Below are 13,361 nucleotides of genomic sequence, written 5' to 3'. Positions count from 1 at the left end.
GCTACAATAAATGAGAAGCATGCGGATGGATGTGAAAGAAGGATGTGAAAAAAAGTGAGATGTTCTCACTTAAAGAAATGAAAATTACTATTATTATTGCAGATGATAATTCGTTTATTCGAGAAGGAATGAAAATTATATTAAATACATACGAGGAGTTCGACGTTGTCGCTACTTTAAAAGATGGTCAGGAAGCCGTTCAATATTGCAAAAACCATTCCGTCGATATTGCATTGTTAGATGTAAGAATGCCCGTTATGGACGGTGTAGAGGCTACAAAGCTTATTTCAGAGTTAACGAAAGCAAAGCCGCTTATTTTAACTACGTTTGATGATGATGAATATATTATTGATGCCGTAAAAAACGGAGCTAAAGGCTACTTGTTAAAAAATACAGAACCAGAGCGCATTCGAGACGCAATCAAAAGTGTCTTCAACGGGCATACGGTTCTGCAAGATGTTGTGCTTGATAAGATTAAATCAAGTTTAAACGCTGCAACTGAGCGCCAGTCCAAAGCGGATATGACACAGTTTACCGAGCGTGAAACGAGCATTATGACGCTGATTGCCAAAGGGCTTTCAAATAAAGAAATTTCTAAAACGCTTTTTATTTCAGAAGGTACCGTAGCAAACTATATTAGTTCGATTTTAAGTAAAACGGGACTTGAGCACCGTACTCAAATTGCTATTTACTATTTAACCGGTAAAGGGAAGTAGGAATATGGAAGTCGGATTAATGATGACTAAGCTCATCCTTATACTGTTTTTGGCTATTACGTACATTCAGTTTAATTATGTACACTCGATTTCAGCTATTGTGTTAGCACTGCTTCTTTACAGCTGTGTTAATATTGCAGCGTCCATTGTGAAAAAGAGCGCGTTCAAGCGCATGTTTATTGTTAGTTCAATTGTCCTTATTCTATATTGTGCGTATAAACTTCATCCTTTGTTTTTTCTTTTTTTGCCGCTAAATCTTTGTGAGCTTATTGGAGAATCAGTCGTGAAAAAATGGATGGTGCTGCTGCTCGTTTTGCTTCCAATGCTGCTTGTTCCCTCTGATAGTAGCGCGCTGTATGTGTTAGTCGCTGCGTTTACTTTCTTTATTTATACAGGAGCAGCTCTCTATCAAAAGCGGACAATCAATTACGAACAAAAGCTTGATGAAATGAGAGTAAGTATGCAAAAGCTGCAAAAGCACGTGAATGAAAATAAAGAGTATGTGAGACAGTCTCAATATGCTTCAAAGTTAGAAGAGCGAAATCGATTATCACAGGAAATTCATGATAAGATTGGTCATTCAATGACAGGAGCGCTTATTCAAATGGAGGCAGCAAAGCATGTGATGAAGCAAGACGAGGAAAAAGCGCTGTCTCTTCTTCAAAATGCGATTACGATTTCGAAAGAAGGCATTGAAGAAATTAGGTTAACGTTAAAAAGTATAAAGCCTCCAGCTGAGCAAATAGGAATCAGCAGGCTTAAATTATTTATTGGTGAATTTGAGGCTAAGCATAGTATCGCAATGCCTCTTGTATATAAAGGGAATTTAGATCTTATCACACCTCTTCAGTGGAAAATTATCCATGAAAATATAACAGAAGCTATTACGAATGCTTTGAAATATGCAGAAGCAACGATGATTGCCATTGAGCTTCACGTACTAAATAAAATGGTTAAAGTAGAAGTCAAAGACAATGGAAAAGGCGCTCACTTGTTTCAAAAAGGACTTGGCATAGCAGGGATGGAAGAGCGAGCCGCTTCCATTAACGGAACGGTGATTGTTGACGGAGCAAACGGATTTTCTGTTACCACATTGCTGCCGATAGGTGAGAAACTTCATACATAAATAGTGAGATTTCTCATGGGGAAAAGGTGAACTTATGCACTGACGTAAGTTTGCCTTTTTTTCATAAAATAAGGATATACCAACACACTAGAGGTGAAATGATGAACGTATTATCAATTCAAAAATTAACAAAGAAATTTGGAGATTTTATTGCGGTAGATAATTTGTCTTTGCAAGTAGAAGAAGGAGATATATTTGGCTTTTTAGGAACAAATGGAGCAGGAAAAAGCACAACGATTCATATGGTGGCTAGTCTGCTTCAAAGCAACAGCGGCGATATTGAAGTGCTTGGGAAAAATATAAAGAAACATCGAAATTTCGCAAAGATGAACATTGGAATTGTTCCGCAGGACTTGGCGATTTATGAAGATTTGACAGCCTATGAAAATGTGAAGTTTTTTGCAGGTCTCTACGGATTAAGAGGATCACTTCTTAACGAACGAGTGGAAGAAGCTTTAGCGTTTGTAGGGCTTTTAGATAAACAAAAGGCTTATCCGAAAAGTTTTTCAGGAGGAATGAAAAGAAGGTTAAATATCGCATGCGCAATTGCTCATCGTCCTAAGCTGATCATTATGGATGAACCGACGGTTGGCATTGATCCTCAGTCGCGAAATTATATTTTAACATCTGTAAAAAAGCTAAATGAAATGGGAAGCACAATCATTTATACGAGTCACTATATGGAAGAAGTAGAAGAGGTATGTACAAAGATTGCAATTATTGATCACGGCAAGATTATTGCAGAAGGAACAAAAGAGCAGCTGAAATCGATTATCACCGATACAAAAGATATTTGGATTGAAGTAAAAGAAGCGGACGATATAGATTGCAGCGGTCTAAAAGACATTCCGGGAGTAACAGCCGTTACGTACGAAGATGGAATCATTAAAATTAATTCAAATGCCGAAGTGAATAACTTGAACAAAGTCATTCATTATTTAATGACGCATCATATCGAAATTAAAGCAGTCAAGGAGCAAGCACCAAATTTAGAGACGGTCTTTCTGACGCTCACAGGACGCAGTCTAAGAGATTTATAAAAGAAAGGAGGAATAACGAATGAATATTATTGCAATTGCTTTGAAAGAAATGAAAAGTGATCTGCGAGATAAGCGTGCATTTGTTTTTATGATTCTTTTTCCGCTAGCTCTTGTCCTTATTTTAGGAACAGCTTTGTCCCAAGCCTTTAATAATGACATGACGATAGACGACAGTTACGTTCTCTACAAAATGGACACAAGTAAGGAAACATATGCTGCCTTTAAGCAGTTTGCTGCAAACGCAGAAAAATCCGGCATTCACTTTAAAGCGCTGAAAAAAGATCAGGATGGAAAAAAAGAAGTAAAAGAGCAGCGGTATACAGCTTATGTAGAAGTGAAAGACGGAGGCATTCATCTCTACGGAAATGAAGAAAACAGCATTGAATTTAACATGGTGCAAGGTATGTTAAGCACATTTGTTGATAAGTATAACGTGGCTATGGAAGTGGCCAAAGTAAATCCTCAGCAAGTCGAGAACCTGTTGCGTGCGTCTAAGCATGATTATATTCAAGAAACATCCCTTCATTCTCAAAAACAGCCCAATTCAATAGACTACTACGCTATTTCAATGACAACCATGATTGTTTTGTACGGATCTATCTCAGCGAGTTATTTAATTAGAGGAGAGCGTATGCGAAATACGGCCAATCGATTAGTAGCCGCTCCGATTAAAACAGCTGAAATTTTTGTCGGGAAAATTTTAGGTACTGTTTTGGTTCACACTATTTGTGTATTAGTGGTGATTATGTCGACTAAATACTTTTTTGATGCCAACTGGGGAGATCATTTACTTTTAGTACTCGTAATGTTAATATCTCAGATTCTTTTTGCCATTAGCTTTGGACTAGGAGTTAGCTACCTTACGAAGACAGAAGCGGCAGCAAGAGCAATTATTATGGTTGTTATTCAAGTGTCTTGTATTGTAGGAGGAACCTATTTTCAAAATGGATCTGGAGAAGGCTTCGTCAATGTATCACCTTTAACTTGGATGAACAATGGACTTATTAAATTGATTTATACAAATGATATCGGCGCTTCTCTTTCAGTTATCGGGTTGAATGTAGGCTTCTCTATTTTGTTCTTGGGCATAGCCATTGTGCTTTTGAGAAAAAGAGAGGGGTTATAACATGAAAAATATCGTGTGGCTTGTCACAAATATGCTAAGAAATATGCTGCTTAGAAACAAAAGAACGCTTGTGCTTGTTATTGGTTTGCCTATTGCAGGGGTTTTAATGTCCGTTCTTATTTATGGAAATGCAGGAGGGGCTTCGGTGAATATCGGAGTTGTCAATCACGACTCAACGGATATTACAAACGATACCGTTCAGTTTTTAAAAGGGCTGCATAAAACAAATGTTAAAATGCTCACGGCCAAAGAAGTGGATCATGAGATTACGTCAAAGAAAGTGGATGCGGTTATTACCTTTGAAAAAGGGTTTTCTAACAGCGTCAAAGCGAACAAACCAGATCATATTACGATTACTTCAATAAAAGGAGCAGAGGTAACGAGCTTTATTAAGTCTTATTTGTATCAATATATTGATACTATTTCTGCGCTGAATCAAGCTGCTGAAGGCGACGATGCTGCGTTTAAACAAATGTATGAGAATTATCAAAAAGCGCCATTCCACGTCTCTACGCATGCCCTTGAAGACAAAGGAACCGATCAAAACATTGTCAAGCAGACAATTGGGTATTTAATTATGTTTATGCTTTTTTCCGCGGTGAATTTATCGGCTCTTATCACAAAAGAAAAAGAGCAGCGAACGTATTTCAGACTGCTAGCTTCGCCAGTTAGTGCAAGGCAATACGTGATATCCAATGTTATGACAAATATGATCTTATTAACTCTGCAAGTAATGATTACACTTGTTTGTATTACGACTCTTTTTCACGTCGATATGAACATTCCCGTATGGCAGCTATTTTTCATTTTAGTTTTGTTTGGTCTAGTAGCCATCGGCTTGTCTCTTGTAATTATCGCTTTTACAGAAAGTTCAAAAGCAGCGAATGGTCTTCAAACGCTTATCATCACGCCAACTTGTTTACTGTCCGGCTGCTTTTTTCCACCTGAATTTATGCCGGATGTGATGCAGAAAATAGCCGACTTTCTTCCTCAAACGTGGGTATTAAGTACGTTGAAAAGTGTTCAACAAGGAGCTGGTTTAAGCAGCCTATGGTTGAATATCAGCATTTTACTAGCTTTTGCACTCGTTTTTTTCCTGCTGTCTATTTATAAATTAAATCGAAATAATACTGTTCAAAAGTTTATTTAAATGGTAAAGTCAGAGAATACCTCTGGCTTTTTTTGTAATTTTTAAAAAGTTACAAAAAAAGATTGAAAAATATAAAATGAAATTTTAGAATGAAAGAGGAAAGGGGTATACAAAAAGAGAATAAATAGGGGAGAAAAACGAAGTTCATGTCGGTTTTTTGCACAAATAAATGAAATCGCTTACATAAGGCAGCATGAAATACGGAAGGAGAGATTGTCAGCGAGATAACAAAGGGGGAAAAACAGTGGGAATTTATGAACTACTTGTACCACGCACGGTTTTATATGGAGAAGGATCATTTTCTAAAATTGGAGAACAGGCTGCACTGCTTGGGACAAAGGCATTGCTTATAAGTGATGACGTTATGGCGAAAGCAGGCAATGTAGAAACTTGCCGTCGTTACTTAGCAGAAGCTGGCATGGACTGTGCCGTGTATACAGGCGTAAATTCAGAGCCAACGGATATTCATCTAGATGAAGCACTTGCCATATGTAAAACGGAGCAGTGCGATGTGGTTATTGCCTTAGGGGGAGGCAGCTGTATCGATACTGGAAAAGCGGTTGCCATTATGATGACAAATGAGGGGCATCTACGAACGTATTTTCAAAATCAACAAGATTTTCAAGATAGTCCTCTTCCTTTGGTTGCCGTGCCTACGACTGCTGGAACAGGCTCAGAAGTGACGAAAGCGACGGTTATTACAGACACGGCGTACGATGTAAAAATGATGCTCGCAAGACCTCAATTATTGCCTGATACAGCCATTGTTGATCCGTTATTAACTCTATCATGTCCAAAACACGTAACGGCAGCTACAGGAATTGATGCACTCAGTCATGCGGTCGAAGCGTATTTATCTAAAAAAGCGCATCCTTTTACGGATTCACTTGCGCTTCAAGCAATTGAGCTAATTATGAAAAATATTCGTCTAGTGTACAGAAATGGAGAAAATCTTCAAGCAAGAAACGAAATGGCCTATGCTTCTATGCTGGCGGGAATGGCGTTTTCAAATTCATCCGTTGCTCTAGTGCACGGTATGTCACGACCTATTGGCGCGTTATTCCATGTGCCGCACGGTATTTCTAATGCGATGCTCCTGCCTGCGATTTTGGACTATACAAAAGAGGCTTCAATCGACCGTTTAGGTGAAATAGGACAAGCTCTTTTTCCGAACGTATCATATACAAAAAAAGAAGGAGCAGATGTGTTAATTGAAGCCATCAAGCAGCTTTGTATCGACTTAGAGATTCCTAATCTTCAATCGTGGGGCATTGATCGCCAGTTATTTTACGCGGCGGTTGAGAAAATGGCAGCGGATGCGATTCAAAGCGGAAGTCCTGCTAACCATCCGGTTGTACCGACGGCAGAAGAAATTATCCAGCTGTATTACACGTGCTATGAATATGAGTTTGAGTCAGCACTTTATAAAAAATAAGATACATTCAAGACAAATTGAATGAGGGATGAAAGGGGAAACGTTATGGATTTGCTGATTATTTTGCTGTCTCTGGGGCTTTTGATGCTGGTTGCTTACCGCGGATTTTCAGTTATTTTGTTTGCTCCACTTTGTGCGCTGCTAGCCGTTATTTTAACGGAACCAAGCTATGCACTCCCGTTTTTCTCAAACGTTTTTATGGAGAAAATGGTTGGGTTTATTAAAAACTACTTCCCTGTCTTTCTATTAGGAGCAGTCTTCGGAAAGATGGTTGAAATGTCTGGAGTCGCTGAGTCGATTGCGAAAACAATTGTTAAAGTAGTAGGGGCTAAACGCGCCATCTTGGCTATTGTTTTAATGGGGGCAATCTTAACCTACAGCGGCGTAAGTTTATTCGTTGTTGCGTTTGCAGTTTATCCGTTTGCGGCTAACTTATTCCGCGAAGCGAATATTCCAAAACGATTAGTACCGGGAACGATTGCACTAGGAGCTATTTCCTTTACCATGGATGCACTTCCGGGTACACCGCAAATTCAAAACGTTATCCCAACGACTTTTTTTAAAACAGACATCTATGCTGCTCCGACACTGGGGATTATCGGATCGGTTATTGTCTTTAGCTTAGGTCTTTGGTATTTAGAAAGCCGAAGCAAAAAAGCAAGAAAAGCTGGAGAAGGCTACTACGGATTTAATAATGAACTAGCGGCTGCTGCAGAGCTAGAAAAAGAGTCTGTGCCTTCTACAGAACCTAAATATGAACCTAGCGTAGCAAGACAGATTTTAGCATTTGTTCCGCTTGTGCTTGTAGGGGTTGCAAACAAATTTTTCACAGTTTCTATTCCAAAGTGGTACCCAGACGGTTTTGATTTTGCCAAAATCGGTCTTGAAGCGTTCGGAAAAGTAGATTTAACCGCAGTTGTCGGTATTTGGTCAGTGGAATTGGCACTTGTTATTGGAATTATCACAACGATTGCGTATGACTGGAAGAGAGTGACCACCGGTTTCCAAGCGGGTCTTAACGCAAGTATTGGCGGAGCGCTTCTCGCTGCGATGAACACGGGAGCTGAGTATGGCTTTGGAGGCGTTATTTCATCTCTGCCTGGCTTTGCAACCGTTCGTGATGGTATTTCACATACCTTTACAAATCCGCTTGTCAATGGAGCCGTTACGACAAACATTTTAGCCGGTATTACAGGCTCTGCTTCTGGAGGTATGGGAATTGCGCTTAGTGCAATGGGAGATAAGTATGTAGAAGCTATTAATCAGTACAACATTCCTCCTGAAGTTATGCACAGAGTTGTAGCGATGGCATCAGGCGGTATGGATACGCTTCCTCATAACGGAGCCGTTATTACCCTGCTTGCTATTACCGGGTTAACACACAAGCAGTCTTACCGAGATATTTTTGCCATCACTGTTATAAAAACACTTGCATGTTTCTTAATCATTGGAATCTACAGCTTAACTGGACTCGTATAACAAATAAAGAGGCTGAGTGTAGTTGAAGAAAGATCCGAACGATAAATCGTTCGGATCTTTTTATTGTTGCAGCGATTTAGTTGTATATCAAGCTTTTGGCTCGAAAACAGATTCTTTGACTTTCTAAACTGTAAGTATTATGATTACAATACTTTCTGCAATACTATATGCCGTTACATTAATTCTTAGCATGTTTATGAAGAAAGGAGAATGACTGTGAAGCTATTTGAAGGAAATTTAAAAGTAGGCGACTGGGTCAAAGGAAAGTCTCGCGACGGTGAACTTATATACGGATATATAAAAACGATTAATCCATCTAAAAAAGCAGCACTAATCAACGTTGTAAAAAGTGATGATGAAAAAATGGTCGGCACAACCATTGGAATGATGGATGAAAAAATAGAGAAGCTGCCCCTTCAAAAAACGGCGCACGAAGAGCAGATTCTTTCATTGATTGATCTTGCGCTGCTAACAAAAGACGAAGCGTGGTTTATTGAATTAACAGCTGAATTAAAAAGAGTACAAGATAAAAAGCAAGGCTGACATTCCTAGTAAAGGAATGAAGGCCCTGCTTTTTTTTATTATTCATAGGGGAAAAGCAGGAATGAAAAGCCGCTTGCGAGAAGAAGTAAGTGACAACATTAAGAAAGAAAAGGTGATAAAAGATGAGTAAACGTGTCTTGATTTTAACAGGAGATGCCGTGGAGGCATTAGAAGTTTTTTATCCGTATTATCGCTGTTTAGAAGAAGATATTCAGTGTACCATTGCTTCTCCCGTGAAAAAGAAGCTCCAAACGGTTGTTCATGATTTTCTTCCAGAAATGGAAACATTCACAGAGAAAACGGGATATAAAATTGATTCTCACGCTTCTGTCGATGAAGTGGATCCTGCCGATTATGATGGTCTTATTATTCCTGGAGGACGGGCGCCTGAATACATTCGAATGAACACACAAGTTCAGGAAATTGCCGCGCATTTTTTAAAAGAAAATAAACCTTTAGGCGTTATTTGTCATGGTCAGCTCGTATTAACGACGGTTAGAGAGTATCTGCAAGACAGAGAAGTGACAGCGTATCCTGCTTGCCGACCGGAAGTAGAAGCGGCGGGTGCTGTATTTATTGAACAGACGCTTCACGTAGACAGAAACCTAGTAACCGGACAAGCTTGGCCGGATTTACCTAAATTTATGAAAGAGTTTTTTAACGTGCTAAAAAAAGCTGAAAAAGTGAACGCATAATAAAAAACGCGGGCTGAGAGAAAAGAATTCTTTCAGCTCTTTTAATTGATTATAGATGAGGTGTAGACAACGTGCAGCTAGTGTCTGAACTATCGAAGAAAATTATAAAAGAAGTACAGCTTGTGATGAAAGAACATGTAATTGTAACGGATATACGCGGAATTATTATTGCGTCTACAGAAGAAAAGCGGGTTGGTTTTTTTCACGAAGGCGCGTGGAACGTGATGCAAAAAAAGCAAAAACTATATATCTCCAAAAAAGAAGCAGCGGATTTAAAAGGAGTTAAGCCAGGTATTAACTTGCCCATCAGTTATCAAGGAGACATTATTGGCGTTATTGGCATTACAGGTACTCCGGAAGCTGTTGAGCCTTTTGCAGACATTATTCGAAGGTTAACAGAGTTAATTATTCGCGAAGCATACTATATAGAAGCGAAGGAATGGGAAAATAAAGGAGTAGAAGCTTTTTTTCGTGAATGGATTTATAGCCAGCAGGTAGATGCAGAATTTATTGAACGAGGCCATATTTTAGGAGTGCAAGTAGACAGTTCTTACTGCTGCACGCTGTTTCAATTTGATTCATCTCTTTCGAAAAATAAGCAGCAGCAAGTACAAGAAATGATTCGCTACTGGTTTGAAAGTCATAAAGGTGAAGGAGATTATATCGCAAATTGGGGATACGATCGCTTGCTTTTACTGAAAGAAGCGGTAGGTGAAAAGGTAAGACAAGGATTTAAAGAAGAATTAAAAAAATGTCAGCAGTACATTCAAGCAAACAACCAAGTTATCATCACTATTGGTGTAGGAAAGCCAGCGGAGCAATTTAATTTGCATGCTTCATATGAAGAAGCAAAAAAAGCGCTTAAAGTAGCTTCAAAACGTCAAGCCGTTGTTTTTTATGAGGAGCTACTGATGGACATGATTTTAGAAGATGTTTCTGAACCTGTAAAAAAGGAATTCTTGAGTCGAGTGCTTTCCGCTCTCTTAAAAGAAAAAGAGCTGCTTGAAACGTTGAAATGCTATTTATCCAATGATCAATCATTAAAAAAAACGGCAGTTGATTTACATATTCATATCAATACGCTTCATTACCGCTTGAAGCAAATGAAAGAACTCACAGACATTGATCCTAAAAGTGTAAAGGGTCTCACGCTTTTTCACCTTGCGCTGTCTCTACTAGAATAAAGTGCGCTATTCATTAGATGAACATACAAAAAATAAGTTTTTGAAGCGCTTTTTTTTAGTTCTTTATCCATAGTCCCTCATTGCTTCTGCAACTATAATAAGAGTAAGAGATACATATAAGGAGGAACGTTATGCTTAATGAACGAACAAAAGCAAAGCTCATTGAAGTTGTAGGATCGGCCAACTTTCAAGATAGCAGTGAAGCAAGACTCGTATATTCTTATGACGCAACCCCTAACTTTCAGTCGCTTCCTGATGCAGTTATTATGCCTGAAAACAAAGATCAAGTGAAAAGAATTTTAACGATATGCAATGAAGATCATGTTCCTATTGTGCCAAGAGGTTCAGGTACAAATTTAAGCGCGGGAACGTGTCCAACGCAAGGCGGAATTGTTCTTACATTTAACCGAATGAATAAAATTTTGGAAATTGATGAAGAAAATTTAACCGCTACCGTGCAGCCAGGTGTTATCACGTTAGACTTAATTAACGCCGTAGAGGCAAAAGGTTTATTTTATCCTCCTGATCCAAGCTCTATGAAAATATCAACCATTGGAGGAAACATCAATGAGTGCTCAGGAGGATTACGAGGCTTAAAATACGGCGTAACAAAAGATTACGTTCTTGGGCTTGAAGTAATTCTTGCAAACGGTGACTGTATTAAGACGGGAGGCAAGCTGGCTAAAGATGTAGCTGGCTACGATTTAACGAACTTGTTTGTTGGTTCTGAAGGAACGCTTGGCGTCGTGACAGAAGCGATTTTAAAGCTCATTCCAATACCTGAAACAAAACAAACTCTGCTTGCGCTGTTTGAAGACATGGATGCAGCCGCTAAGACCGTTTCAGCTATTATTGCACATAAAATTATTCCAGCTACGCTTGAATTTTTAGATCAGCCGACGTGTGAGGTAGTAGAAGATTTTGCACAAGTTGGTCTCCCAACGGATGTAAACGCTGTCTTATTGATTGAACAAGACGGACCGCCAGAAGTAGTGAGTCGGGATATGGAAATGATTTCACGCATCTGCAGTGAAGGAAGCGCTGTATCAGTAAAAGTAGCGGCTTCGCAAGCAGAAGCAGAAGCGTTAAGTACAGCAAGAAGATCAGCTCTTTCTGCTTTAGCACGAATGAAGCCAACGACGATTTTAGAAGACGCAACTGTCCCTCGTTCTAAAATTAGTGAAATGGTCAAAGCCATTAACGAAATTGCTGTAACATATAACGTTAAAATCTGTACGTTTGGTCATGCGGGAGACGGAAATCTGCATCCGACTTGTTTAACGGATGCACGTGATGAAGAAGAGCTTCACCGCGTTGAACAAGCTTTTGAAGCAATTTTTCATAAAGCCATTGAGCTTGGAGGAACGATTACAGGTGAACACGGAGTGGGAGAAATGAAAGCACCGTATTTGGCGTTGAAGATGGGCGGAGAAGGAGTAGCCGCGATGAAAGCAATTAAGTATGCTTTGGATCCGCAAGGAATTATGAATCCAGGGAAAATTTTTGCTAAAGACACGAGAAAAAGAGTGGTGGTTCGTTCATGACGGCGACAAAAGACATTCAGCAAGCGTTTAAAGAACGGTTAGATTATGATGAGCTAATGAATTGTATGAGATGCGGTTTTTGTTTGCCAAGCTGTCCGACGTATGGACAAACGAATCAATATGAAGCAGCGTCACCACGGGGAAGAATTGCTTTAATGAAAGGAGTGGTAGACGGACTTATTGAACCTGATGAATCCGTTGAAAAGCAATTGAATCTTTGCCTGGGCTGCCGAGCGTGTGAGCCTGTTTGTCCTTCGGGTGTGAAGTATGGACACTTATTAGAAGAAGCGCGTGATATTATTCAGCAGAAGAAAAGACATAAATGGCCGGTAAAAGCGCTCAGACATATGGTGTTTGAGCAGCTTTTCCCGCATAAAGAACGATTAAAAAATGTACATTCTCTGCTTGCTTTCTATCAAAGAAGCGGCTTGCAAAAAGCTGTTCAAAAAACAAACATACTAAATGTCCTTCCTGGTAATCTAGCGCAAATGGAAAAAACGCTTCCGCCTGTGCCAACAAAAAAAGAAATGAAGAAACGTCCCTTTTTATTTGAAGCAGAAGGAACAAGAGAGCGTACGGTTGCTTTTTTTACAGGGTGTTTAATGGATACGATGTTCATGGAAACAAACAACGCGACGATTGCACTTTTACAAAAAGCGGGGTGTAAGGTCGTCATACCAGAAGTGCAGACATGCTGTGGCGCACTGCATGCGCACGGAGGAGAAAAAGATCAGGCAAAGAAGTTAGCGAAGCAAAACATCATGGCGTTTGAATCTATTCAAGCGGATGATATTGTTCTTAATGCAGGAGGCTGCGGTGCGCTGTTGGTAGAATACGATCATTTATTAAAAGAGGAACCGGAATGGAAAGAAAGAGCAGCTGCTTTTTCTGCCAAAGTCAAAGATTTTTCAGAGATTTTATTGCAGCAGCAGTTTGTGGAAAAACAAAAGTTATCGCTTCCAAGTCAAATTATTACGTATCAAGACTCGTGTCATTTGAGAAACGTGATGAAAACGTCCAGCGCACCGAGAAGGCTAATTCAAGCGATTAACGGAACGGTGTTTAATGAAATGGAAAATGCGGATCATTGCTGTGGCTCAGCTGGTATTTATAATCTAACGGAACAAGAGATGTCTATGCAAATTTTAGATTATAAAATGGAAAAAGTGAAAGAAGCGCATGCACATACGATTGTAACAGCAAACCCGGGCTGTCTCATTCAAATGAAGCTAGGGGTAGTTAGAGAAGGAGTAGAAGAAAGTGTAAGGGCCGTTCATCTTGCAGATTTACTTCTTGAAGCAGTAGAAAGCAAATAAAAAGGCC

12 protein-coding genes are annotated in these 13,361 nt (G+C 39.4%); all 12 read left to right on the top strand.

Annotation, left to right across the window (positions count from 1 at the left end; all coding sequences use genetic code 11):
* The first annotated feature begins 77 nt into the window (after positions 1 to 77).
* Complete coding sequence (locus SB717_RS14275) at positions 78 to 716, top strand: response regulator (RefSeq protein WP_074680863.1); 639 nt, start codon at positions 78 to 80, stop codon at positions 714 to 716.
* Positions 717 to 720: 4 nt separating this feature from the next.
* The gene (locus SB717_RS14270; protein ID WP_410903995.1) at positions 721 to 1,842 is read left to right on the top strand and encodes a sensor histidine kinase; all 1,122 of its coding nucleotides are present in this window, start codon (positions 721 to 723) and stop codon (positions 1,840 to 1,842) included.
* Positions 1,843 to 1,943: 101 nt separating this feature from the next.
* Positions 1,944 to 2,882 carry an ABC transporter ATP-binding protein gene (locus tag SB717_RS14265; protein ID WP_074680786.1) on the top strand — a complete coding sequence of 313 codons (939 nt, stop codon included), beginning with the start codon at positions 1,944 to 1,946 and terminating at the stop codon, positions 2,880 to 2,882.
* Positions 2,883 to 2,901: 19 nt separating this feature from the next.
* Positions 2,902 to 4,008 carry an ABC transporter permease gene (locus SB717_RS14260; protein ID WP_074680788.1) on the top strand — a complete coding sequence of 369 codons (1,107 nt, stop codon included), beginning with the start codon at positions 2,902 to 2,904 and terminating at the stop codon, positions 4,006 to 4,008.
* A 1-nt stretch (position 4,009) separates the two neighbouring features.
* Positions 4,010 to 5,158, top strand: coding sequence for an ABC transporter permease (locus SB717_RS14255; protein WP_410903994.1), 1,149 nt, complete (start codon positions 4,010 to 4,012; stop codon positions 5,156 to 5,158).
* 244 nt (positions 5,159 to 5,402) lie between these two features.
* Positions 5,403 to 6,593 carry an iron-containing alcohol dehydrogenase gene (locus tag SB717_RS14250; RefSeq protein ID WP_081350946.1) on the top strand — a complete coding sequence of 397 codons (1,191 nt, stop codon included), beginning with the start codon at positions 5,403 to 5,405 and terminating at the stop codon, positions 6,591 to 6,593.
* A 45-nt stretch (positions 6,594 to 6,638) separates the two neighbouring features.
* A complete protein-coding gene (locus SB717_RS14245) occupies positions 6,639 to 8,072 on the top strand; it encodes a GntP family permease (protein ID WP_013083445.1) in 1,434 nt (477 codons plus the stop codon).
* A gap of 216 nt (positions 8,073 to 8,288) precedes the next feature.
* On the top strand, positions 8,289 to 8,615 hold the full coding sequence (locus SB717_RS14240) for an IDEAL domain-containing protein (protein ID WP_028413094.1): 327 nt from the start codon (positions 8,289 to 8,291) through the stop codon (positions 8,613 to 8,615).
* 122 nt (positions 8,616 to 8,737) lie between these two features.
* Entirely contained in the window at positions 8,738 to 9,310 is a 573-nt protein-coding gene (locus tag SB717_RS14235) for a DJ-1/PfpI family protein (protein WP_410903993.1), read from the top strand.
* A 71-nt stretch (positions 9,311 to 9,381) separates the two neighbouring features.
* A complete protein-coding gene (locus tag SB717_RS14230; protein WP_410903992.1) occupies positions 9,382 to 10,494 on the top strand; it encodes a CdaR family transcriptional regulator in 1,113 nt (370 codons plus the stop codon).
* 131 nt (positions 10,495 to 10,625) lie between these two features.
* A complete protein-coding gene (gene glcD / locus SB717_RS14225) occupies positions 10,626 to 12,038 on the top strand; it encodes a glycolate oxidase subunit GlcD (protein WP_074680795.1) in 1,413 nt (470 codons plus the stop codon).
* On the top strand, positions 12,035 to 13,354 hold the full coding sequence (locus tag SB717_RS14220; protein ID WP_098621961.1) for a (Fe-S)-binding protein: 1,320 nt from the start codon (positions 12,035 to 12,037) through the stop codon (positions 13,352 to 13,354). Before glcD ends, SB717_RS14220 begins: the two co-directional genes overlap by 4 nt.
* Positions 13,355 to 13,361: the final 7 nt, after the last annotated feature.

The organism is Priestia sp. SIMBA_032 (genome assembly GCF_046535215.1).
Classification (GTDB): domain Bacteria; phylum Bacillota; class Bacilli; order Bacillales; family Bacillaceae_H; genus Priestia; species Priestia aryabhattai.
This window is presented reverse-complemented; position numbering and strand designations above follow the sequence as displayed.

Coding starts and splice junctions, on each gene's coding strand:
- SB717_RS14270 (WP_410903995.1), top strand. CDS start 721: ATGGAAGTCGGATTAATGATGACTAAGCTCATCCTTATACTGTTTTTG.
- SB717_RS14235 (WP_410903993.1), top strand. CDS start 8,738: ATGAGTAAACGTGTCTTGATTTTAACAGGAGATGCCGTGGAGGCATTA.
- SB717_RS14275 (WP_074680863.1), top strand. CDS start 78: ATGAAAATTACTATTATTATTGCAGATGATAATTCGTTTATTCGAGAA.
- SB717_RS14245 (WP_013083445.1), top strand. CDS start 6,639: ATGGATTTGCTGATTATTTTGCTGTCTCTGGGGCTTTTGATGCTGGTT.
- SB717_RS14220 (WP_098621961.1), top strand. CDS start 12,035: ATGACGGCGACAAAAGACATTCAGCAAGCGTTTAAAGAACGGTTAGAT.
- glcD (WP_074680795.1), top strand. CDS start 10,626: ATGCTTAATGAACGAACAAAAGCAAAGCTCATTGAAGTTGTAGGATCG.
- SB717_RS14255 (WP_410903994.1), top strand. CDS start 4,010: ATGAAAAATATCGTGTGGCTTGTCACAAATATGCTAAGAAATATGCTG.
- SB717_RS14265 (WP_074680786.1), top strand. CDS start 1,944: ATGAACGTATTATCAATTCAAAAATTAACAAAGAAATTTGGAGATTTT.
- SB717_RS14260 (WP_074680788.1), top strand. CDS start 2,902: ATGAATATTATTGCAATTGCTTTGAAAGAAATGAAAAGTGATCTGCGA.